Raw genomic sequence first — 22,666 nt, forward strand, 5'->3', positions numbered from 1 at the left:
TGAAACTCCGTTGGAAACGACTCAATGTGTCTTGCCGCGCGATTCGTCGGCCTTGTCGCAGGCCCGCACACGGGCGATGCGCACGACCTCCGGCACGCGGCGCAGGCCCTTCATGATGCGCGCCAGATGGACGCGATCACTGACCTGCAGCGTGAAATGGATCTGCGTATAGAGGCTGCCGTCCTCTTCCATGCCGACATTCTGGATGTTGGCGCCGCATTCGGCGATCTCGAAGGCAACCTTGGCCAGCACGCCCGGGCGGTTCGCCGCGATGACGCGGATGCCCACCTCGAACACGCGGCTGTTGTCGCGCTCCCACTCGACATCGACCCACTGGTCACCGTCCTTGCGGTTGCGGCGCAGCGTCGGGCAATCGTGCGCGTGGATCATCAGGCCGGAACCGACGCGCAGCTGGCCGACGATGGGGTCGCCCGGTATCGGCTGGCAGCAGCGTGCGATCTGCACCGCCATGCCCTCGGAACCGCGGATCAGCAGCGCGCTCTCCGGCGCCGGCAGAGGCGTGCCCTGCTGTTCGCTGGCGGTCTGCAGCTTGAGCAGGCTGCGCGCGACGAAGGTGGCCGAACTTTTGCCCTGGCCGATGTCGGCCAGCGCTTCCTTGCGGCTCTTGACCTCGGCCGTTTCCAGCCACTGCGCCCACGAGGCGTCGCCGATCTCGTCAGGCGTCACGCCGAACTGGCGCAGCGCCTGGGTGAGCAGCCGCTCGCCCAACTGTGCCGATTCCTCGACCTGCATGGTCTTCAGGAAGTGGCGGATCTGCGCACGCGCCTTGCCGGTCTTCACATAACCCAGCCAGGCCGGGTTCGGGTTCGGGTGCGAGGCGGTGATGATTTCGACCTGGTCGCCGCTGCTCAGCTCGCTGCGCAGCGGCATCAGTTCCTGGTTGATGCGACAGGCCACACAGCAGTGGCCGACGTCGGTGTGCACTGCGTAGGCGAAGTCGACCGCGGTCGCGCCGCGCGGCAGCGACATGATCTTGCCCTTGGGCGTGAACACGTACACCTCGCCCGGGAACAGATCGATCTTCACATGTTCGAGGAACTCGGCCGAATCGGGCGCCGAGCTCTGCAGTTCGAGCAGCGACTGCAGCCAGCGGTGGGTGTTGGCCTGCAGATCGTCGAGCGACTGCTCGCTGTCCTTGTACAGCCAGTGCGACGCCACGCCGTTCTGCGCGATCTGGTGCATTTCGGCGGTGCGGATCTGCACCTCGACCGGCGTACCGAAGGGGCCGATCAGCGTGGTATGCAGCGACTGGTAGCCGTTGGCCTTCGGGATCGCGATGTAGTCCTTGAACTTGCCCGGCACCGGCTTGTACAGAGCGTGCAGCGCGCCGAGGGCGAGATAGCAGGCCGCCACGTCCTTCACCACGACGCGGAAACCATAGATGTCGAGCACCTGCGAGAACGTCAGGTGCTTGTCGCGCATCTTGCGGAAGATCGAATACAGGCTCTTCTCGCGGCCGAACACGTCGGCTTCGATGCCGCGCTCCGGCAGGCGGGTACGGATCGCCTCGGTGATCTTGCCCACGACCTCGCGCCGGTTGCCGCGCGCCGACTTCATCGCGCGCTCCAGCACGCGGTAGCGCATCGGGTGCATCGCGTGGAAGGACATGTCCTGCAGTTCGCGGTATACGGCGTGCAGGCCGAGGCGGTTGGCGATCGGGGCGTGGATTTCCAGCGTTTCGCGGGCGATGCGGCGCTGCTTGTCCGGCCGCATCGAACCCAGCGTGCGCATGTTGTGCGTGCGGTCGGCAAGCTTGATCAGGATGACGCGCACGTCGCGCGCCATCGCCATCAGCATCTTGCGGAAGTTCTCGGCCTGCGCGTCTTCCTTCGACTGGAACTCGATCTTGTCGAGCTTGGACACGCCATCGACCAGTTCCGCCACCACCTTGCCGAAACGCTCGGCAATCTCTGCCTTCGTGATGGCGGTGTCTTCCATCACGTCGTGCAGCAGCGCCGCGCAAAGCGCCTGCGAATCGAGCTGCCAGCCGGCGAGGATTTCGGCGACCGCCAGCGGGTGCGACACGTAAGGCTCGCCGCTCATGCGGAACTGCCCAGCGTGCGCACTGGCCGACAGCGCGTACGCGTCGCGCACGCGCTGCACGTCTTCTTCGCGCAGATAGGTGGAAATGTCGGCGATCAGGCGTTCGAGATCGGCGACCGTGGAACAGGGGGGCGCCGGCGTACCGGCGTCGGGATCGTTGTCAGCCGGGGCGAGGCTGACGATGGGCTGTGCAGGCGTAACGTGGGCGACCGGGGTGGGCATGATGAGGTCGTCCACCGGTCGGTTCATGAAGTCAGCGCTGACAGCCCGGCCTCATCAGGCCTGGCCTCGGTTCAGGATTTCCAGACCGACCTTGCCGGCGGCGATTTCACGCAGCGCGACGACGGTGGGCTTGTCCTTGTCGCCATCGACCTGCGGCGTGCTGCCTGCGGACAGCTGGCGGGCACGGTAGGTGGCAACCAGCGTCAACTGGAAACGGTTCGGGATACGCTTCAGACAATCTTCGACGGTAATGCGTGCCATATCAATTCACACCCAGGGAATGGAAAAACTCGGGATGCCGGGCCATCTGGCTCGATCGGAGCAGCCGCGCAGCGCGTGCGACGGTGACCATTTCGTCCAGCGCCTGACTCAGTATGTTATTGATTATAACGAAATCAAACTCGCGAAGATGACCGATCTCTTCGCGTGCCGCAGCCAGCCTGCGTTCTATCACCTCCGGCGCGTCCGATCCGCGGCCGGTCAGGCGCTGCGCCAGCGCCTCGAAGGACGGCGGCAGGATGAAGATGCTCACCGCCTCCGGAAAGAGCGCACGCACCTGCTGGGCGCCCTGCCAGTCGATTTCCAGCAGCACGTCATGGCCCGCATCGAGCCGTTCTTCGAGCCAGCGACGCGAGGTGCCATAGTAGTTGCCGTGCACGTGCGCGGACTCGATGAAGTCGCCCGCCGCCCGCATCGCGTCGAAGGTGTCGATGCTGACGAAGTGATAGGCAACGCCGTCCACCTCGCCCGGACGCGCCGCCCGCGTGGTGTGCGAAACCGACAGTCCGATCTGTGGATCGCGTTCGAGAAGTCCGCGCACCAGCGTGGTCTTGCCTGCACCGGACGGTGCGCTGACGATGAAAAGTACGCCGCGTTTAGCCATGTCTTGCAATGAAAAGGACGAAAGACGCCGGAACCGCATCAACGGCAGGCCAGCGTGAATCTGGAGCCGCCGAGCGACTCCCTCGGGCTCACTCGATGTTCTGCACCTGCTCGCGCATCTGTTCGATCAGCAGCTTGAGCTCCATCGCGACGCCGCCGACGTCCTGCGCGACCGACTTCGAGGCCAGCGTGTTCGCCTCGCGGTTCAGTTCCTGCATCAGGAAGTCGAGCCGTTTGCCGGCGCTGCCGCCCTTGGCGAGGATGCGCTCCACTTCATCGAGATGCGCCGACAGCCGGTTCAGTTCCTCGGCGACATCGATACGCACCGCGAACAGGCCGACTTCGGTGCGGATGCGCTCGTCGTCCGCGCTGCCTATGGCTTCCTGCAGTTTCTGCACGAGCTTAGCCTGGTATTCGCGCACGACCTCGGGCACGCGCGGCGTCACCTGCGCGACCAGTTCGCGCATGCGGGTGACGCGCTCCATCAGCATGCCGGCCAGTCGCACGCCTTCGCGGCTGCGCGACGCGGTGAGGTCGGCCAGCGCCTGCCGCACCGCACGTGCGCCCGCTTCAGTCAGCGCCTCGGCCGGTATCGTGTCGTCGCCCAGCATGCCGGGCCAGCGCAGCACCTCGGCGACCGACAGCGAGGCAGCCTGCGGCAGTGCCGCGCGAACGCCGGCTTCGAGTGCCACCAGTTGGGCCAGCAGCTGCGGGTTCAGCGCCAGTTCGCGCGCCGATTCGCCGCTCGCCTGCAGACCGGCACGGCAATCGACCTTGCCACGCGACAATGCGCCGGTGATCTGCTCGCGCAGCAAGGGCTCGATCACGCGCAGTTCGTCGGGCAGCCGGAAATGCAGGTCGAGGAAACGCGAATTAACGGTTCTGAGCTCAAGGTTCAGCGTCGCTGCGCCGACACTGACTGCAGCCGTCGCGAAACCCGTCATGCTGTGTATGCTGCCTGCCACGCGTTCTTCCCCTGTTGATCCATCGGTCATCAACGCGTGCAAACGCTGCCGACAGCACGTGTCGGGCAGCTTTACAGCCTGTGGGCAAACGCCCAGAATCGCGCCGAAACAAGGATCATAGCGGCCCGCAGAATGCCCCCACAAGTCAATTGCGCCCTGCCGCCGGGCTTTGAACTGGACCAGTACCGCATCCACAGCCAATTGAGCCTGGGCGGGTTTTCCATCGTCTATCTGGCGCACGACCGCGACAACACGCCGGTCGCGATCAAGGAATACCTGCCGAACGCGCTGGCCCTGCGCGAGGAAGGCCATATCCAGCCGAAGATTCCCGAGGAATTCCTGCCCGCCTTCCGCTATGGCATGAAGTGCTTCTTCGAGGAAGGACGCACGCTGGCTGGGCTGAATCACCCGAACGTGGTGCGCGTGCTCAACTTCTTCCGCGCCAACGACACCGTGTACATGGTGATGCGCTACGAACGCGGCCGCACGCTGCAGGACTACATCACGCGTCGCCGCGGCGAGATTCGCGAAAGTTTCATCCGCTACGTGTTCACGCGCCTGCTCAACGGCCTGCGCGAAGTGCATTCGCACAAGCTGCTGCACCTGGACATCAAGCCGTCCAACATCTACCTGCGCAACAACGGTTCGCCGGTGCTGATCGACTTCGGCGCCGCACGCAACACGCTGATGGTCGACACGCCGATGCTGAAGCCGATGTACACGCCCGGCTTTGCGGCCCCCGAGCACTACCGCAACCGCGACCTGCTCGGCCCGTGGAGCGACATCTACAGCATCGGTGCAAGCATGTACGCCTGCCTGTCGGGCGGACCGCCGCAGGCGGCCGACCAGCGCATGGAGAACGATACGGTCATCCTCGCCGCCGAGCGCTGGATAGGCCAGTACTCGAAGCAGCTGCTCGAAACGATAGACCTGTGCATGCAGCTCAATCACCTGAAGCGGCCGCAGAGCGTTTTCGCCCTGCAGCGGTCGCTGGCCACCTGGGATCGCGAGAACGAAGAGGCGGAACTGGCGGCCGCCGCGGCCGCTGCCGCCAGCACGAGCGCTTCTGATCACTGGCTCAACCGCGTGCGCGCACAGTTCAGCCGCTTCAGTACCTGGATGAGCAAATGAGATTCACCATCTTTCAGGACAGCCGTGTCGGCAAGCGCAAGTCCAATCAGGACCGCATGGCCTACTCCTATTCGCGCGACGCACTGCTGATGGTGGTGGCCGACGGCATGGGTGGCCACTTCCAGGGCGAGGTAGCGGCGCAGATCGCGGTGCAGTACCTGGTCGAGTCCTTCCAGCGCGAAGCCAAGCCGCGGCTGAACGACCCCTTCCTGTTCCTGTCGCGCGGCCTGACCAACGCGCATTGCGCCATCCTCGATTACGCCGACGAGCGCGACCTCGAGGACGGTCCGCGCACCACCTGTGTCGCCTGCGTGATCCAGGATTCGGTCGCCTACTGGGCGCACGCCGGTGACTCTCGGCTCTATGTGCTGCGCGCCGGCCATGTGATGACGCAGACGCGCGACCACTCGCGCGTGCAGCGCATGATCGATCGCGGCCTGCTCGACGAGGACGGCGCGATGACGCACCCGCACCGCAACCGCATCTACAGCTGCCTCGGCGGCCCGATCGCGCCGCAGATCGAATATTCGCGCAAGACGCCGCTGCTGGCCGGCGACACCGTCCTGCTGTGCAGTGACGGCGTGTGGGGCCCGCTGGGCAACGACGTGCTGCTGAAGACCTTCGAGAATCCGGACGTGATGACCGCGGTGCCGAAGTTGATGGATCAGGCAGAAACCGCGGGCGGAGACACTGCCGACAACCTGACCACGGTGGCGATCAACTGGCACGACAACTACGCCGACGAGCCGCACGGCTCGGTCACAACCCGCACGCTGCCGCTCGACCGACACACCACGGTGATCGAAAGTTTCGGCGACCGCGCGTCGATGCGCGAGGAGTGGGACGAATCGGCGATCGAATCCGCCATCGCGGAAATCAACTCCGCGATCAACAAGTACTCGAAGGGACAATGACGTGACACGACCCAGCGGCCGCCGGCCCGACCAGGCGCGCGACCTGCGCATCACCCGTAATTTCACCTGCCACGCCGAGGGGTCGGTGCTGATCGAGATCGGCAACACGCGCGTGCTGTGCACCGCCAGCGTCGAAGAGAGCGTGCCGCCCTTCCTGCGCGGCAAGGGCCAGGGCTGGGTGACCGCCGAATACGGCATGCTGCCGCGCGCCACCCACACACGCAGTGCGCGCGAGGCGGCCAAGGGCAAGCAGACCGGCCGCACCCAGGAAATCCAGCGTCTGATCGGCCGCAGCCTGCGTTCGGTCACCGACCTCGCCGCGCTCGGCGAACGCCAGATCACGCTGGACTGCGACGTACTGCAGGCCGATGGCGGCACACGCTGCGCCTCGATCACCGGCGCCTGCGTCGCGCTGCACGACGCGCTGACCGGTCTGGTGAAGAAGGGGCTGCTGCCCGCCAACCCGCTGCGCGAACTGGTCGCCGCGGTGTCGGTCGGCATACATGAAGGCACGCCGGTGCTTGACCTCGACTACGATGAGGATTCGAACTGCGACACCGACATGAATGTCGTCATGACCGCCTCCGGCGGCCTGTGCGAAGTGCAGGGCACGGCCGAAGGCGTGCCCTTCACCCGCAGCGAACTGAACGCGCTGATGGATCTGGCCGAAAGCGGTATCAACGGGCTGATCGCCGCCCAGCGCCGCGCACTGGAGATCTGAACCCTGATGAAAATTGAACGCCTGGTCCTCGCAAGCAACAACGCCGGCAAGCTGCGCGAACTGTCGGCCATGCTGGCGCCGCTGGGCATCGAGGTGGTCACTCAGGGCTCGCTCGGCGTCAGCGAAGCGGAAGAGCCTCACCCCACTTTCGTCGAGAACGCGCTGGCCAAGGCGCGCCATGCGGCGCGCGAAACCGGGCTACCGGCGCTGGCCGACGATTCCGGCTTGTGCGTGACGGCGCTGGGCGGCAAGCCGGGCGTGCTGTCGGCGCGCTACGCCGGCGAACCGAAATCCGATCTCGCCAACAATGCCAAGCTGACCGCCGATCTGCACGGCGTGGACGACCGCCGCGCCCATTTCTATTCGGTCATCGTGCTGGTGCGCTCGGCCGACGACCCGCAGCCGCTGATCGCCGACGGCGAGTGGCACGGAGAGATCGTCGCGCAGGCACGCGGTGACGGCGGCTTCGGCTACGACCCGCACTTCTTCGTACCTTCGCTCGAACAGACCGCGGCCGAACTTGCATCCGAACTGAAGAACACGCTGTCGCATCGCGCAGCGGCGATGCGCCACCTGCTCGACCGGCTGAAGAGCGCCGCATGACCCGCGTCATCCCGCTGAAGCCGGCGCGCGCCGCGCAGCCGGTTACGGCGGGCGCAGTAACATCTGCACCGGCCTTCACCGTTTCACCGCCGCTGTCGCTGTACATCCATTTCCCTTGGTGCGTACGCAAGTGCCCGTACTGCGACTTCAACTCGCACACGGTGCGGGACGGCATTCCGGAAGCGGCCTATATCGATGCGCTGATCGCCGACCTGGAATCGTCGCTGCCCGACATCTGGGGGCGCAGGGTGCAGACCATTTTCTTCGGCGGCGGCACGCCCAGCCTGATGACACCTGAGGCGCTCGACCGCCTGCTCACCGCGGTGCGCGCACGGGTGAATCTGTCGCCGGAAGCGGAAATCACGCTCGAGGCGAATCCGGGCACGGTGGAAGCCGACCGCTTCAAGGGTTTCCGCGACGCTGGCGTGAACCGTCTGTCGATCGGCGTGCAGAGCTTCGACGACCGCCAGCTCGCCGCACTCGGCCGCATCCACGACACGCGTGAAGCGCGGCGCGCCATCGAGCTCGCGCTGCGCACCTTCGAACGGGTGAACATCGACCTGATGTACGCGCTGCCGCAGCAGACGCTGGCCGAGGCGCTGACTGATCTCGACACCGCGATAGCCACCGGCGTGAGCCATCTGTCCTGTTACCACCTGACGCTGGAACCGAACACGCCCTTCGCCGCGCAACCGCCGGACCTGCCGGACGACGACGTATCCGCCGACATGCAGGAGGCGATCGAAGCGCGTCTGGCCGACGCCGGCTTCATGCACTACGAAACCTCGGCCTTCGCAACACCGGGCCAGCAGTGCCTGCACAACCTGAATTACTGGCAGTTCGGGGACTACCTCGGCATCGGCGCCGGCGCCCACGGCAAGCTGAGCTTCCACGACCGCGTCCGCCGGGACATGCGACACAAGCATCCGAACGCCTATCTGGAAGGCGCCGCGCGCGGCGATTTCGTGCAGGAGTCGCGCATGGTCGGCACCGATGAACTGCCGTTCGAATTCATGATGAATGCGGCGCGGCTGAACGACGGATTCCACGTCGACCTGTTCGCGCGTCACACCGGCCTTGCGCTGGAACAGCTGATGCCACGCCTGCTCGAAGCGCGCGAAGCCGGCCTGCTCGACCTGGACAGCGGTCGGGTCAAACCGACGCTGCGCGGGCGGCGCTTCCTGAACGAGCTGCTGCAGCGTTTTCTCGACTGAGGTCGCGCCGATCCTTTGGCAGCGCGCTCTGCTGGCAATGCGCTTTCAGCCAGGGCGCGCACGGGTGCTCGTTGAAGGCCCTGTCGCGGACAGAAGACCGCGGGCCGACAATCGGTGAAGCGCGCTCAGCCCCTGCGCCGGAAGATCACATCCCACACGCCGTGACCCAGCCGCAGGCCACGCGCTTCGAACTTGGTCAGCGGGCGGTAGTCCGGGCGCGGCGCGAAGCCGTCGGCGGTGCTTTCGAGCAAGGGTTCGGCGGACAGCACGTCCAGCATCTGCTGGCCGTAGTCCTCGATGTCGGTGGCGCAGTGCAGATAGCCGCCGGGTGCGAGCTTGGCGGCGAGCTGGGCGACCAGCGGCGACTGGATGAGCCGACGCTTCAGATGGCGCTTCTTCGGCCACGGGTCGGGGAAATACACGTGCACGCCGGCAAGCGAAGCATCCGGAATCATGTCGCGCAGCACCTCGACCGCGTCGTGCTGGATGACGCGGATATTGGCGAGGCCCTGTTCAGCAATCAGCTTGAACATGTTGCCGACACCCGGGCCATGCACCTCGATACCGATGAAATCGGTGTCCGGCCGTGCGGCCGCAATCTCGGCCGTAGTGAAGCCCATGCCAAAGCCGATCTCCAGCACCACCGGCGCGGTGCGACCAAATACGGCTGCGTAGTCGATGGCCTGCGGTGCGTACGGAATGCCCCAGCGCGGCATGCCTTCTTCGATGTTGCGCACCTGGGCGGGCGACATGCGGCCCTGGCGCAGCACGTAGCTGCGGATGTGGCGTTGCGGGCGCGTGCCCTCAGCGCCCTCCGAGGTGTCCGGCGTGTTGTCGTCGTTCATGCGAAAAGTCCTGCAGCGCGACGCAGGGCGCGCCGCGCGAAGTGGGTTCAGCCGGTGATCAGGCCGCTGGTCGGCGAGCTGGGCGCGCCGCTGTAGAGCTTGCGCGGCATGCGACCGGCGACGAAAGCTTCGCGGCCGGCTTCGACGCCCTTCTTCATCGCGCTGGCCATCAGCACCGGGTTCTGCGCCTTGGCGATGGCGGTGTTCATCAGCACGCCGTCGCAGCCCAGTTCCATCGCGATGGCGGCGTCCGACGCGGTGCCGACGCCGGCATCGACGATGACCGGCACCCGCGCGTTGTCGATGATGAGGCGCAGATTCCACGGATTCAGGATGCCCATGCCAGAGCCGATCAGGCTGGCCAGCGGCATCACCGCGACGCAGCCAACCTCTTCCAGCCGCTTGGCCATGATGGGGTCGTCCGAGCAGTAGACCATCACGTCGAAGCCGTCCTTGACCAGTGTTTCGGCCGCGGCCAGCGTCTGCGTCATGTCCGGGAACAGCGTGTCGGCGTCGCCCAGCACTTCCAGCTTGACCAGGTTGTGGCCGTCGAGCAGTTCGCGCGCCAGTCGCAGCGTGCGCACTGCGTCGTCGGCGGTATAGCAGCCGGCCGTGTTGGGCAGCAGCGTGTAGCGGTCGGGCGGCAGCACCTCCAGCAGGCTGGGCTGACCCGGCTCCTGGCCGATATTGGTGCGGCGGATGGCGACGGTGATGATTTCGGCGCCAGAGGCCTCGACCGCCTCGCGGGTTTCGTCGAAGTCGCGGTACTTGCCGGTACCGACCAGCAGGCGCGACGAGAACTCGCGCGTGCCGATCTTCAGGATGTCCTTGCTCATGCGAATGTTCCGGGTTCAGCCGCCGCCTACGGCAACGACGATTTCGAGGCGGTCGCCAGCGCTCAGCACGGTCTGCGCGTGCGACGCGCGCGGCACGATTTCACCGTTGCGCTCGACGGCGATGCGCTTGCCGGTCAGCGCGAGTGCGGCGACCAGGTCGGCCACGGTCTGCCCGAGCGTGATCGGGTGCGGCTGGCCGTTAAGGTGGATGGATACGGTGGGTGCGCTCACCGCACAAGTGTACCGGTATTGCAGCGCAACGCACGCCGGGCCGGGCGGATGCGCCGGATCAGGTCAGGAGTTTGTCCCTTAACAATTAGCACACTACTGATCATAGTCGCCACGCGCTCGATGTCTGTCCATGCACCCGCAAGAAGGTGCGCCCGGGCGCGCAACAAGCCACCCCGTGCCGTCGGCTGCGCACTCGCATGCGCAGGCGTGCGCGCGCGACAACGGAGAATCAGAGACGTGAGAACCAGAAAAATCGCGAGGAGCCCCGCCCCCACCCTGATCGCGCTGGCGATCGGCTGCATCGGTGGCGTAGCCCACGCCCAGAGCAGCCCGACCGCGCTGCCCGCGATCACCGTGATCGAAGCCCTGCCCGACCGGCTCGAAGCGATTCCCGGCTCGGTCCATGCGATCGGTCCCGAACAGCTTGAAGCGCAGCGCCCGCTTTCGATCATGGAAGCGGTGCGCGAAGCGCCGGGCGTACATGTCGTCGGCGAGGACGCCTTCGGACTGAACCTGAACATCGGCGTGCGCGGCCTCGACCCCCGCCGCAGCAGCCGCACGCTGCTGCTGGAGGACGGCGCCCCGATACAGCTCGCTCCCTACGCCGACCCGACCACCCACTATCACACGCCGCTGGAGCGCATCCGCCGCATCGAGGTGATCAAGGGTTCGGGCCAGATCGTGCACGGCCCGCAGACGGTGGGCGGCGTGATCAACTTCGTCACGCAGGACGTGCCGCGCACCTTCCAGCGTTCGGTGCAGGCCTCGGCCGGCAGCCGCGACTTCTACGGCCTGTCGGCCAGCGTCGGCACCGGCGGTGACTGGGGCGGCGTGCTGCTCAGCGCCAGCCAGAAGGAAGGCGACGGCACCCGCCGCGGCAACGAACACAAGATGACGGACGTGTCGATCAAGGCGCTGCTGAACCTGAATGCGCGCAACACGCTGATGCTGAAGTACGGCTACTTCGAGGAGGACTCGAAGTTCGGCGAGGCCGGCCTCGACCAAGCCCGGTACGAGCGCGACCCGTACGCCAACCCCTTCCGCGACGACCGCTTCGAACTGGAACGCAACGCCGCACAGGCGGTGCACACCTTCCAGATCAACGAAGAGGCGAAGCTGACCACCAATATGTATTACAGCAAGGTGGATCGCGCCTCCTACCGCCAGCTCGACGCCATCGCCGAAGAGGACGAACTGGAAACGCTGCGCGACGGCGATCCGGTGCCGCTGTCCGGCGCCTGCCCGGCCAACATCGACTACACGGTGCCGAACGGCTTCGAGGATTTCGCCCGTCTTTGCGGCAACAACATGCGTCCGCGCACCTATGAAACCTTCGGCATCGAGCCGCGGCTGGACCTGAAGCACAACACCTTCGGCATCCAGAACGAACTGGTGATGGGCGTGCGCCTGCACTGGGAAGACGTCAGCCGCAAGCGCTACAACGGCGCCTTCTCGACCGCACGCGAGAATTCGATCGGCACGCTGCTGCGCGACGACTTCCGCATCAAGACCGACGCGCTCTCCGGCTACGTGCAGAACACCTTCTACATCGGCAACTGGTCGCTGACGCCGGGCGTGCGCTACGAACAGTACCGGCAGACCTTCAGCGCCTCGACCGAGGACTTCAACCCGGTCAATGCCCGACTGTCCGACAAGAACGACAAGGTACTGCCCGGTTTCGGCGTGACCTGGTTCGGCCTGCCCGACACCACGGTGTTCGCCGGCGTGCATCGCGGCTTCGCGCCGCCGCGCCCGGACGCCACGCTGTCGCCGTTCGACGCCGACTACGTGGCGGTGAGCCCGGAACTGAGCACCAACTACGAGCTCGGCATGCGTTCGGCGCCGCTCAAGGGTGTGCAGCTCGAAGCGACGCTGTTCCGCATCGACTTCAAGAACCAGATCGTGCCCGGCCAGTCGCTCGGCCTCGGCCAAACCTTCGCCAACGGCGGCGAAACCCGCAAGGAAGGCCTGGAGCTGGGCGGCCGCATCGACTTCGGTCGCATGAACGGCAGTGCGCACAACGTCTACCTGAAGGGCTCGTACACGCATCTGTGGACGGCGCGCTTCGAGAACGACGTGCTGAACACCGTTTATGACGCCGCGCGCAACGAGATCGGCGAGGTCAACGTCAATGGCAACCGCACGCCGTACGCGCCGCGCCATCTGCTGGCGGCGGCGATCGGCTACGAGCACGCGTCGGGCTTCGACATGCGCCTGGGCGTCGAGCACATCAGCGAGCAGTACACCGACGGTCTGAACTCGAAGACGCCGCTGCCGGACGGCCAGTCGGGCGAGATCGATGCGCAGACCATCTTCAACGCATCGGCCAACTACCGCCTGAAGCCGCAGGGCATGACACTGTTCCTCAGTGCCGCCAACCTGACCGACCGCACCTACATCGTGAGCCGCGTGAATGGCATCCACGTGAACCGGCCGCGGCAGGTGATCGCCGGCGTGCGCTGGGACTTCTGATCCACGTCCGGCATCTGCCCACGGTTCCCGTCCGCGCGAGCGGACGGGAAACGACGGCGCCGGCCTGACTCTTTCCGACAGCCCCGCAACGGAGTGCCCGATGAACCGTTATTGCATCGCCACCGCACTTTTCCTGCTGTCGCCCGGCGTCTTTTCCGCCGGTGATCTGAGCAAGCAGGAACCGACGACCGTCACCATCCAGATGGGCGCCGACAAGGGCCAGCACCGCTTCACGCCGGATGCGCTGACGTTCGAAACCGGCAGGCTGTACGCCCTGCGCATCGACAACACCGGCAGCGAACCCTATTACTTCGGCTCGAATGGCCTGGCCGATGCCGTCTACACGCGCAAGGTCGTCGCCAAGGACGCCGCCGGCAAGGTGGTCGCCGAAATCTACGGCCCGATCCGGCGCATCGAGGTGGCGCCCGGCCACAGCGTCGAGTGGTGGTTCCTGCCGATACGCACCGGCAAGTTCGACGACGTGATGTCGAAGCGCTCGCAGGCCGACGCCGGCATGCGAGCGACCATCGAGGTGAAGTAGACGCTCATCCGGCGTACAATCCGCAGCGCTCCCGCAAGCGCGGAGCGCTGCGCGGGTGTAGTTCAATGGTAGAACGGCAGCTTCCCAAGCTGCATACGTGGGTTCGATTCCCATCACCCGCTCCAGCCTGGCCCTCCTCCAGGTGTTCGTCTTTTCCTACAGCCTCGCTGCATAGCCGTCGCTAGACTGGCGCTTCCGCAGAATCTCCGCACCGCCGTTTCACCCCTGCTTCATCCGGATCGCCAGATCCATCCATCGCCGCCGGCCGACGCTGTTCGCCGGCACGCACGCCACACAATCCGGGAGAACCCGCCATGCGATTGCGACGCCTGCCGCACTGCCTTTCCATCCTGATTCCGGCGCTGCTCGGCGCCACCTCCGCCAGCGCCGACGAGGTGCTGCTCGCCAACGGTGACCGCCTGAGCGGACGCATCGTCAGCAAGGCGGACAACGACCTGATCATCGCCACCGACTATGCCGGAGAGGTGAAGCTGCGCTGGGACCAGGTCACCAGCGTGCGCACCGACGAGGCGCTCACCGTCATGACCCGCGACGGCGACCTGCTCAACAAGGCACAGCTGTCGCCAAGTGCGCCGGACAAGGTCGAGGTGTCGAGTACGACCGGCAGCGCGCCGGTGGCACGCGACGACATCGCCTACATCAATCCGACGCCGGAACAGTCGGGCAACGGCGTGAGCTACAGCGGCCGGGTGAACCTGTCGGCTGCCTTCGTGCGCGGCAACTCGGAGAACGACCGGGTATACGGCGATGCCGGCCTCAATGCGCGCGCCAAGGGCTACGCCTGGGGGCTGGGCATGAAGGTGGACCGGCGCAAGGACCGCGGCGTGCGAACCGCGCAGCAGTGGCTTTTCGACGGCAACTACGACCACTTCGTAGATGACGACAACTTCATCTACGCGCGGCTGTCGCTGGAACAGGACAAGTTCAAGGACATCCAGCTGCGGACCACGACCGGTGCCGGTTACGGCTGGCAGCTGTACAACGACGACAATACGCGGCTGTCGCTGCGTGCCGGTCTCGACCACGTAAATCTCGACCGCGTCGCCGGCATGGACGAGGACTATCCGGCCGCCGGCTGGGGCGTGCGCGCCTCGCACTGGGTTTTTGACCGCCGGGCCGAACTGTTCCACGACCAGGACGGCTTCTGGAGCCTGTCGGACGACGACTTCCTGACCATCCGGACCAAGACCGGCGTGCGCCTGCCGATCGCCGGCGGCATCACCGCCTCGGCGCAGCTGAACGCCGACTGGGAGCGCACGCCCGCTCCCGGCCGCAAGGCGACCGACTCGACGCTGCTGCTGGGCCTGGGCTACGTCTGGTGATCAGGGCTGGCGGATGCCGCGGTAGCCGCCGCCGAAATACAGCAGCGGATCGCCTGCACTGCGCTCGAAGCGCTCCACACGGCCGACGAAGATGAGGTGATCGCCGCCGGCGTACTGGATGTCGTTGCGACACTCGAAGCGTGCCAGGCAGCCTTCGATCAGCGGCGCGCCACCCAAGCCATCCGTCGTCTGCACGCCGGCGAAGCGCTGCTCGCGACTGCTGGCGAACTGACGCGACAACGCCTGCTGGCTTTCGCCCAGCACGTGCACCGCGTAATGCGAGCAGGCGCGGAAAGCCGCCTCGCTGGGCGAGCCAAGAGACAGGCTCCACAGCACCAGCGGCGGCTCCAGCGACACGGAATTGAAGGAATTGACGGTCAGCCCGACCGCCTCGCCATTCGGCGCGCGGGTCGTGACCACGGTGATCCCTGTCGCGAACAGGCCCAGTGCGTCGCGGAAGCTGCGGCTGTCGTGCGCGGGATTGCTCATCGCCCCGCTCCATGCGGACGAACGGAGACGGGCACCGGACGGCGCGGGACGTGGACGGCGGGAAGCTTCATCGGGCGGGCTGCATGCAAGTGAGCACGGATTATCGCCGCTTTTGCATCACGGCCTACAATCCGCGCCCATGAATACTCCCTCAGAGGTAGCCGTCGGCGACGATTTCGCCGCCACGCTGGTGCGCTGGCAGCGCCTGCACGGCCGACACGACCTGCCCTGGCAGACCGGCGACGCCTACGGCGTCTGGGTGTCGGAAATCATGCTGCAGCAGACACAGGTGCAGACGGTGATCGGCTACTACGGCCGCTTCATCGAGCGCTTTCCGACGCTGGCCGCACTGGCGGCCGCCGACGAAGCGACGGTGATGGAGCACTGGAGCGGCCTTGGCTACTACGCCCGCGCGCGCAACCTGCACCGCGCCGCGCGCGAAGTGATGACGCGCTTCGGCGGCCGCTTTCCCACCACGGTCGAGGACATCGAAAGCCTGCCCGGCATCGGCCGCTCGACCGCATCGGCCATCGCCACCTTCTGCTTCGGCGCGCACGCACCGATACTCGACGGCAACGTGAAGCGGGTATTCGCCCGCGTCTTCGCCATCGACGGCTTCCCCGGCACGCGTGCAGTCGAGCAGCGCATGTGGGCACTGGCGCACGCGCTGATGCCGACGCGCGACGGCGGGGTCTATACGCAGGCGCTGATGGATCTGGGCGCCACCGTGTGCACGCGCAACCGGCCGCGCTGCGACGCCTGTCCGGTCGAGGCCCGCTGCAAAGCGCGCCAGCAGGGCCGGCAGCGCGAACTGCCGGCGCCGCGCCCTGCGAAGCTGCGCCCGCAGCGCCTGCGCCACGCGCTGCTGGTGACGACAGCCGAGGCGGTGCTGCTCGAACGTCGCCCTGGCCACGGCATCTGGGGCGGCCTGCTCAGCCTGCCCGAACTGGCGGCGCAGACCTTGCCCGAAGCGCTGAACGAAGCGGCGCACTGGCTGGCGGCGCACGGCATCTCCGGCGGCGCGGTGCAGGCGATGGCGCCGGTGATCCACGGCTTCACCCACTTCGAACTGCATCTGGTGCCGCTGCGCGTCGCGGTCGACACGCACAGCGCCTTCGCGGCCGAGGCGTCGCTGCTCTGGCAGCCGCTCGCCGACGCCACCTCCGCAGCCTTGCCGGCACCGGTGCGCCGCCTGCTGGAAACGCTCGATGACTGAAGTGTTGCAGTGCCGGGACGGCTGCGGCGCCTGCTGCATCGCGCCGTCGATTTCCAGCCCGATCCCGGGCATGCCCGATGGCAAGCCGGCAGGCGTGCGCTGCGTGCAACTGACCGAAGACCTGCGCTGTGCCATCTTCGGTTCGCCCGAGCGCCCGGCCTGCTGCAGCGGGCTGCAGGCGGCGGCCGAAATGTGCGGAGAGGACCGCATCCACGCGCTGCATTGGCTGCAAAAGCTGGAAGAAGCCACCCGCAGCTGACGCCAAATCTCGGGAATGCGGGTCATTGCGCGCGCTAATCGATGGCTGCGGGCGCGGCGTCTGGGCTACTGTAAGGGCATCGACTTCCCGCACGGCGGCCTCGCTATGCACCTGTTCCGCGCCCTCGCCATACAGCTCGTGTCCTGGATCGTTGCCGTGTTCGCGCTGCGCTACACGGTGACGCCACCAGCCGGTATCGGCGCCATCGTCGTCATGCAGGCGGGCATCGCCGCCGCCTTCGCGCTGACTCTCAAGGCGCCGCGCTGGTGGGTGGTGATCCATCTGCTGTTCTCGCCGCTGGTGGTCGGCGCCCGCATGCTGGACATCGCACCGGCCTGGTATCTGTTCGCCTTCCTGCTGCTGTCGGCGGTGTTCTGGTCCACCTTCCGCAGCCGCGTGCCGCTGTTCCTGACCAACCAGGCGACCGCCCGTGCGCTGCTGCAGGCGCTGCCGCAGGAGCGCGCCATCCATCTGGTCGACCTCGGCTGCGGTACCGGCGAACTGCTGCGCCGGCTCGCCATGTCGCGCCCCGACTGCCGCTTCACCGGCGTCGAGAACGCGCCACTGCCCTGGCTGATCGCCCGCTGGCGCAACCGCCATCTGCCCAATGTGACGATACGGCGCGACGATCTGTGGTCGGTGCCGCTCGGGCAGTTCGACATCGTCTATGCCTTCCTGTCGCCGGTGCCGATGCCGAGGCTGGGTCGCAAGGCGGCACTGGAAATGAAGGCGGATGGGCAACTGATCGCCAACAGCTTCGAAATTCCCGGCATGGCGGCGGACCGCGTCATCGACGGCGACCCGGCCGCGCGTGCGCTATATGTGTACAAGTTTGCCGGACGACGCGGCAAGAATGGCCGCCCGGTCGCGGAAATGGAACCGGTTTCGGCTGCAGTTCCCGCCGATGGCGCACGCCTGATCGCGGAATAATCGTTGCTCGAACCCCGGTAGGTGGAGAACACGAAATGGCTGAAATCATCTGCGTGATCGGCAATAAGGGCGGCACCGGCAAGACCACGCTTTCACACATGCTGTGTCAGGGTCTGGGGCTGCTGAACCAGCGCTCGGTCTGCGTGCTGACCGACATCGGTCGCGAGCCGCTTGACCCCGAGGGCCGCCGCTATCTCACCGCCGACGCGCGTTCGCGCGATGCGCTGGCCAAGGTGGTGGACAAGATACGCGGCCTGAACAAGTGGATAGGCGTGATCGACGGCGGCGCCAACCGCAGCGAAATGGACCGCCACCTGTACGGACTCGCCCACCTGGTGCTGCTGCCCTTCCGCGACTCGCACGAGGACATCCGCACCGTGCAGCAGGATCTGGAAACCTTCCCGCGCGCACTGGCCATCCCGACCCAGTGGCCGACCAATCCGTGGGCGCGCGAGGCCGCCGACAAGCTGATCGAAAGCCAGCTCGGTCAGTACCGCACGCGCATCCTGGAACCGGTGTTCGCGATCTCGTCGTCGAAGCAGCTGCTGCAGAAGCGCATCCCGGACAGCCTGCCGTCGCCGCTGGCCAACGCCTGTCGCCGTGTCGCTGCACCGGTGCTGGACATCCTGCGAATCGACCACGAAGAGGTGGACATCGACGCCGAGGATGCGATGGAGCATGCCCTGCCGGCCCAGTCACGGAGCAGCGTCGAAGCGACGATGGGCAGCACCACCACGCACTGAACCGGTCGCTGCGGGACGCGCCTTGCGTGCGACCCGCGTTCAGCCCTCGCGGCGCGTACCGCGCTGCGCCAGCGCGATCAGCACCTGCGCACGGGACGTCACCTTCATCGCCTTGAAGATGCGTGTCACGTGCACCTTGACCGTACCTTCGGCGAGGCCGAGCGACTCGGCGATCTCACGGTTGGAACGCCCCTCGGCAAGCAGATGCAGCACCCGCGTCTGCGCCTGTGTCAGACCGTAGTCGTCGGCCGGACTCGGGCGTATCGTCGCCGAAGTGCGTCCGGCCCGTGCGTTGGGCGGGCGACGCTCGGGCGGGGTATAGAGGCCGCCGTCGAGTACCAGGCGGACCGCCTGCACCAGTTGGTCGCCCGAATCGCCCTTCGACACGAAGCCCGAGGCGCCCTGGCGCATCGCGCGCGACACCGTCGCCTTGTCACTCAGCGCGGACACCACCACGACCGGCAGCGACGGATCGCGTTCGCGCAGCGTGGCGAGCAGCGAAAAGCCGTTCATGCCGGGCAGCATCAGGTCGGTCAGCACCAGATCGACCTCGGCACCGCCGTCGATCACGGCCAGCGCCTGCGCCGCGTCGGACGCCTCGATCACGCACCACTCCGCACCCAGCCGCGCCAGCGTCTGGGCCATGCCCTCGCGCACCAGCGCATGATCTTCGACGATGAGCAGACAGCCCAAACAGAACCTCCCGATGACGTGTCGATGTGCTCCGCCTCGGCGCGGTGTGAGCCGGAGGCGGGCCGCCTGAGTGTAATTGCGCACCCTCGCGGTGCAGTTCATCCAAGCGGACTACGACTAAAGTAATAATACAGGTCCCGAGTTGCGCCACTTTCCGCCATTATTGACGTCTCCGATGCGCGAGGCACTTTCAGGCGCTGACGACGTGATGGCCCCGGACTCCCATGAAGATACTGATCGTTGACGATCACCCACTGATACGCGAAGCGCTGCGCCACGTGCTCCCGGGCCTTGCGGCCGACATCCGCCTGTACGACGCGCCCGATTGCGAAGGCGGACTGCGGCTGGCCGACGAGCACCCCGATCTCGACCTCGCCCTGCTCGATCTGACGCTGCCGGGCTGCCGCGGCATGAGCGCGCTGCAGACCTTCCGTGGCGCACACCCGGCGCTGCCCATCGTCGTACTGTCGGGTTTCGACGATTCGGACACGGTTCTGGCGGCGCTCGACGAGGGCGCGATGGGCTTCATTCCGAAATCGAGCACCAACGAAGTGCTGCTCGGCGCGCTGCGTCTGGTGCTGTCCGGCGGCGTCTACGTGCCGCGGCAGGCCATCGTCGGCGAACTGGGCCTCGGTGCGCCGCGTCAGGAAGAGACGCCGCGACGGCCACAGACCGCGTCCGACATCGGCCTGACCGAGCGTCAGGCGGAAGTGCTGACGCTGATGGTGCAGGGCAAGCCGAACAAGGAAATCTGCCGCGAGCTGAATCTGGCCGAAGGCACGGTCAAGGTGCACATCACCGCCATCCTGAAGGCGCTTGGCGCCAGCAACCGCACGCAGGCGGTGCTGGCCGCCAGCCGGATCGGACTGAAGCTCGGAACGCCGGGCTCGACGCCATGAGCCCGATGACGCCTCCGGTCGTGCTGCCCGAAGACACGACCATAGAGTCGCTGACGCGCGAGCGCGGCGACGCGGCGGCGCGGCTGGAGCCGGGCGAACAGGCACAGCTCGACCGCCAGGTCGTGGCGACGCAGATCCAGATGCTGTACGCAAACCTGGGCACGGCCTTCGGCGGTCAGATACTCGGCACGCTGCTGGTCGCCTGGACGGTGTACGACACCTCTCCGCTATGGACGGTCGCACTGTGGTTCGTGCTGTCGATGGCCAACCAGGTGTCGCGCCTGGTGCTGCTGCGCCAGTACAGACGTGCCACACCGGACGCCGCGAGCGCGCCGCGCTGGGGCACCTACTGGCTGATCGGCGCCGCCATCTCCGGCGTACTGTGGAGTTCGACGCTGTGGCTGTTCTTCAGCCCGGAAGCGCCGGAACAGCAGATCGTGCTGATGTCGCTGCTGGTGTCGGTGTGCGGCGTTGCCGCCGCCCTGACTTCGATGCACCTGCCCAGCTACTACACCTTCCTCGGTGCAACGCTGCTGCCGGTGATCGCGCGCTACATCTGGGAAGGCAGCCGGCACGACCTGCTGGTGGCCTTCATCGTGTCGGTGCTGATGATCGCGCTGTGGCGAGTCGGCAAGAATTTCAACGCGCTGATCGAGCGCGCGCTGCGCAGCCGTTACGCCAACGAGGTGCTCAGCCGCCGACTGGAGTCGCAGAACATCGAACTGTCGGAAGCGCGAGACCGCGCCGATCAGGCCAGCCGCGCCAAGAGCCAGTTCTTCGCCGCCGCCAGCCACGATCTGCGCCAGCCGCTGCACGCGATGGGCCTGTTCGCCGCAGCGCTGTCGGCCAAGGCGCACGAGCCGGAGGTGGCGAATCTGGTCACCAGCATCAGCAGTTCGGTCGAAGCTCTGGAGGGCCTGTTCAACGAGCTGCTCGATATTTCGAAGATCGACGCCGGCAAGGTGAAGCCGGAAATCACCGATGTGTCGGTCAGCGCGCTGTTCGACCGGCTGCGCATGGATTTCGAACCGGAAGCCTTTGATCGCGGCCTGGCCTTCCGCATCCGCTCGCGCGCCGCCTGGGTACGCAGCGACCCGGTGCTGCTCGAACGCATCCTGCGCAACCTCATTTCGAACGCGATGCGCTACACGCCGGCGGGCGGCGTGCTGGTCAGCACGCGCGTACGCCGCAACGGACTGCGTTTCGAGGTGTGGGACACCGGCATGGGCATCGCACCGGACGACCAGAGCCGCATCTTCGAGGAGTTCGTACAGCTGGCCAATGCCGAACGCGACCGGCGCAAGGGCCTGGGGCTCGGCCTGTCCATCGTGCAGAGGCTGTCGGCGCTGCTGTCGCACCCGGTCAGTCTGGCGTCGCGCCCCGGTCGAGGCACCGTGTTCCGCATCGACGTACCGATGGGCCGCGCGCCGGTGGTACGCGCCACCGCAGTACGCACCGAACGCAGCCAGGCCGATCTCAGCGGCCGTTGCATCCTGGTCATCGACGACGAAGCGAGCATCGTGAACGGCATGGCCGCACTGCTCGGCAGCTGGGGCGCGCAGACGCTGATCGCCAGCAAGCACGAAGAAGCGATGAACAGCGTGACCGAACGCGGCGCGCCGCCCGACCTCATCATCGCCGACTACCAGTTGCGCGACGGCGAAGTCGGGCCGGACGTGGTGGCGGCGGTGCGCCGGCATTTCGGCGTCGATATCCCGGCCATCCTGGTCACCGGCAGCGCCACGCCGGAGCGCCTGGAAGAGGCGAAGGATCTCGGCCACCACCTGCTGCTCAAGCCGGTCATGCCGGCCAAGCTGCGCACGCTGATCCAGTTCAAGCTGAAGGAGCAGGTCGCTTCGGCTTAAGCCGAACGGACGATTGCCGCTGCCGGCACCGCTGCACAAGAATGAAGGCGTTGTGCACGTTGTGTCTCCCTTCACGCGGCCCGCTGTGGCCGCGTTTTCTTTTGTGTCCCCCGGCGAGGCACGGCGCGCTATGCTTGGCGCACACAGACCGACACAGGTGATGCCATGGCCAGCGACTCCTCACAGTACGACCCGATGGAATTCCTGCGTTCCGTATGGGGGCAGATGCCCTTCCCGGTCCCCGGTTTCGTCACACCGACACTCGACGTCGGCGAGCTGGACAAGCGCATCACCGACCTGAAAGCGGTCGAGGGCTGGCTGCGCATGAACCTCAGCATGCTGCAGACCAGCATCCAGGGTCTGGAGGTACAGCGCGCGACGCTGGCCACCATGCAGGCGATGGCGGCCAGCGCCACCAGCGCAGCGGCCGCTGGCGCAGCGCATGCGCAGGACCCGGCACAGAACCCGATGCAGGCATTCGGCAATGCCGCCATGTGGCCGTGGACGCTGATGCAGAACGCGGGTGCCGCACATCCGTCGTCGACCGCACCGGGCGACGACACGCCGCCGCCCTCCGGCGGAGGCTGA

At 66.7% G+C, this 22,666-nt stretch carries 24 protein-coding genes and 1 tRNA gene; 16 read left to right on the forward strand and 9 right to left on the reverse strand.

Going from position 1 to position 22,666, the window contains the following annotated elements; all coding sequences use genetic code 11:
- Positions 1-21: 21 nt before the first annotated feature.
- From AC51BJ_RS07690 to AC51BJ_RS07705, 4 genes are all read right to left on the reverse strand, one after another.
- Complete coding sequence (locus AC51BJ_RS07690) at positions 22-2,286, reverse strand: RelA/SpoT family protein (RefSeq protein WP_496279845.1); 2,265 nt, start codon at positions 2,284-2,286, stop codon at positions 22-24.
- A gap of 54 nt (positions 2,287-2,340) precedes the next feature.
- Complete coding sequence (rpoZ, locus tag AC51BJ_RS07695) at positions 2,341-2,547, reverse strand: DNA-directed RNA polymerase subunit omega (protein WP_019916482.1); 207 nt, start codon at positions 2,545-2,547, stop codon at positions 2,341-2,343.
- Position 2,548: 1 nt separating this feature from the next.
- A complete protein-coding gene (gene gmk / locus AC51BJ_RS07700; RefSeq protein WP_304006567.1) occupies positions 2,549-3,169 on the reverse strand; it encodes a guanylate kinase in 621 nt (206 codons plus the stop codon).
- A gap of 88 nt (positions 3,170-3,257) precedes the next feature.
- Positions 3,258-4,112 (reverse strand): YicC/YloC family endoribonuclease, encoded by an 855-nt coding sequence (locus AC51BJ_RS07705; protein WP_304006565.1) that lies wholly within the window; start codon positions 4,110-4,112, stop codon positions 3,258-3,260.
- 153 nt (positions 4,113-4,265) lie between these two features.
- On the opposite strand from AC51BJ_RS07705, the gene AC51BJ_RS07710 reads away from it, so the two are divergent.
- The 5 genes from AC51BJ_RS07710 to hemW are packed head-to-tail and all read left to right on the forward strand — an operon-like array spanning position 4,266 to position 8,716.
- Entirely contained in the window at positions 4,266-5,264 is a 999-nt protein-coding gene (locus AC51BJ_RS07710; RefSeq protein ID WP_496279826.1) for a serine/threonine protein kinase, read from the forward strand.
- Entirely contained in the window at positions 5,261-6,178 is a 918-nt protein-coding gene (locus AC51BJ_RS07715; protein ID WP_430435348.1) for a PP2C family protein-serine/threonine phosphatase, read from the forward strand. Before AC51BJ_RS07710 ends, AC51BJ_RS07715 begins: the two co-directional genes overlap by 4 nt.
- A gap of 1 nt (position 6,179) precedes the next feature.
- Entirely contained in the window at positions 6,180-6,899 is a 720-nt protein-coding gene (gene rph, locus AC51BJ_RS07720) for a ribonuclease PH (protein ID WP_496279827.1), read from the forward strand.
- A gap of 6 nt (positions 6,900-6,905) precedes the next feature.
- The gene (gene rdgB, locus AC51BJ_RS07725; protein WP_496279828.1) at positions 6,906-7,502 is read left to right on the forward strand and encodes an RdgB/HAM1 family non-canonical purine NTP pyrophosphatase; all 597 of its coding nucleotides are present in this window, start codon (positions 6,906-6,908) and stop codon (positions 7,500-7,502) included.
- Positions 7,499-8,716: a radical SAM family heme chaperone HemW gene (gene hemW / locus AC51BJ_RS07730; RefSeq protein ID WP_496279829.1), complete on the forward strand. Its 1,218-nt coding sequence runs from the start codon at positions 7,499-7,501 to the stop codon at positions 8,714-8,716. Before rdgB ends, hemW begins: the two co-directional genes overlap by 4 nt.
- 125 nt (positions 8,717-8,841) lie before the next feature.
- Here hemW and trmB read toward each other — a convergent pair whose 3' ends face one another.
- From trmB to thiS, 3 genes are read right to left on the reverse strand one after another with little or no spacing between them, the layout of a single operon-like run.
- Complete coding sequence (gene trmB / locus AC51BJ_RS07735) at positions 8,842-9,561, reverse strand: tRNA (guanosine(46)-N7)-methyltransferase TrmB (protein WP_496279830.1); 720 nt, start codon at positions 9,559-9,561, stop codon at positions 8,842-8,844.
- Between the two features lie 47 nt (positions 9,562-9,608).
- The gene (locus AC51BJ_RS07740) at positions 9,609-10,397 is read right to left on the reverse strand and encodes a thiazole synthase (RefSeq protein WP_496279831.1); all 789 of its coding nucleotides are present in this window, start codon (positions 10,395-10,397) and stop codon (positions 9,609-9,611) included.
- Between the two features lie 15 nt (positions 10,398-10,412).
- Positions 10,413-10,628, reverse strand: coding sequence for a sulfur carrier protein ThiS (thiS, locus tag AC51BJ_RS07745; protein ID WP_496279832.1), 216 nt, complete (start codon positions 10,626-10,628; stop codon positions 10,413-10,415).
- Between the two features lie 237 nt (positions 10,629-10,865).
- Here thiS and AC51BJ_RS07750 point away from each other — a divergent pair, with 237 nt between their 5' ends.
- From AC51BJ_RS07750 to AC51BJ_RS07765, 4 genes are all read left to right on the forward strand, one after another.
- Entirely contained in the window at positions 10,866-13,100 is a 2,235-nt protein-coding gene (locus AC51BJ_RS07750; RefSeq protein WP_496279833.1) for a TonB-dependent receptor family protein, read from the forward strand.
- Between the two features lie 100 nt (positions 13,101-13,200).
- Complete coding sequence (locus tag AC51BJ_RS07755) at positions 13,201-13,641, forward strand: cupredoxin domain-containing protein (RefSeq protein WP_496279834.1); 441 nt, start codon at positions 13,201-13,203, stop codon at positions 13,639-13,641.
- A 51-nt stretch (positions 13,642-13,692) separates the two neighbouring features.
- A tRNA-Gly gene (locus AC51BJ_RS07760) sits at positions 13,693-13,766 on the forward strand.
- A gap of 189 nt (positions 13,767-13,955) precedes the next feature.
- On the forward strand, positions 13,956-14,984 hold the full coding sequence (locus AC51BJ_RS07765) for a DUF481 domain-containing protein (RefSeq protein WP_430435357.1): 1,029 nt from the start codon (positions 13,956-13,958) through the stop codon (positions 14,982-14,984).
- On the opposite strand, the gene AC51BJ_RS07770 is transcribed toward AC51BJ_RS07765, so the two are convergent.
- A complete protein-coding gene (locus AC51BJ_RS07770; RefSeq protein WP_304006531.1) occupies positions 14,985-15,473 on the reverse strand; it encodes a flavin reductase family protein in 489 nt (162 codons plus the stop codon). It lies immediately after the preceding gene.
- A 139-nt stretch (positions 15,474-15,612) separates the two neighbouring features.
- Here AC51BJ_RS07770 and mutY point away from each other — a divergent pair, with 139 nt between their 5' ends.
- The 4 genes from mutY to AC51BJ_RS07790 all read left to right on the forward strand — a co-directional run bounded on the left by mutY (position 15,613) and on the right by AC51BJ_RS07790 (position 18,621).
- The gene (gene mutY / locus AC51BJ_RS07775) at positions 15,613-16,689 is read left to right on the forward strand and encodes an A/G-specific adenine glycosylase (RefSeq protein WP_496279835.1); all 1,077 of its coding nucleotides are present in this window, start codon (positions 15,613-15,615) and stop codon (positions 16,687-16,689) included.
- A complete protein-coding gene (locus AC51BJ_RS07780) occupies positions 16,682-16,948 on the forward strand; it encodes a YkgJ family cysteine cluster protein (protein WP_496279836.1) in 267 nt (88 codons plus the stop codon). The genes mutY and AC51BJ_RS07780 overlap by 8 nt, the downstream gene beginning before the upstream one ends.
- A 105-nt stretch (positions 16,949-17,053) precedes the next feature.
- Positions 17,054-17,878 (forward strand): class I SAM-dependent methyltransferase, encoded by an 825-nt coding sequence (locus AC51BJ_RS07785; protein WP_496279837.1) that lies wholly within the window; start codon positions 17,054-17,056, stop codon positions 17,876-17,878.
- A gap of 35 nt (positions 17,879-17,913) precedes the next feature.
- Positions 17,914-18,621, forward strand: coding sequence for a P-loop NTPase family protein (locus AC51BJ_RS07790; RefSeq protein WP_019916462.1), 708 nt, complete (start codon positions 17,914-17,916; stop codon positions 18,619-18,621).
- 39 nt (positions 18,622-18,660) lie between these two features.
- Here the strand turns inward: AC51BJ_RS07790 and AC51BJ_RS07795 are convergent, their stop codons facing one another.
- A complete protein-coding gene (locus AC51BJ_RS07795) occupies positions 18,661-19,314 on the reverse strand; it encodes a response regulator (protein ID WP_020166106.1) in 654 nt (217 codons plus the stop codon).
- Between the two features lie 224 nt (positions 19,315-19,538).
- Here AC51BJ_RS07795 and AC51BJ_RS07800 point away from each other — a divergent pair, with 224 nt between their 5' ends.
- The 3 genes from AC51BJ_RS07800 to AC51BJ_RS07810 all read left to right on the forward strand — a co-directional run bounded on the left by AC51BJ_RS07800 (position 19,539) and on the right by AC51BJ_RS07810 (position 22,666).
- Complete coding sequence (locus AC51BJ_RS07800; protein WP_020166107.1) at positions 19,539-20,213, forward strand: response regulator; 675 nt, start codon at positions 19,539-19,541, stop codon at positions 20,211-20,213.
- Positions 20,214-20,218: 5 nt separating this feature from the next.
- Positions 20,219-22,078 (forward strand): ATP-binding response regulator, encoded by a 1,860-nt coding sequence (locus AC51BJ_RS07805; protein ID WP_496279838.1) that lies wholly within the window; start codon positions 20,219-20,221, stop codon positions 22,076-22,078.
- A 165-nt stretch (positions 22,079-22,243) separates the two neighbouring features.
- Positions 22,244-22,666, forward strand: a complete 423-nt coding sequence (locus AC51BJ_RS07810) for a PhaM family polyhydroxyalkanoate granule multifunctional regulatory protein (protein WP_304027291.1) — start codon at positions 22,244-22,246, stop codon at positions 22,664-22,666.

The sequence above is a fragment of the Methyloversatilis sp. S146-33 genome, from assembly GCF_059552495.1.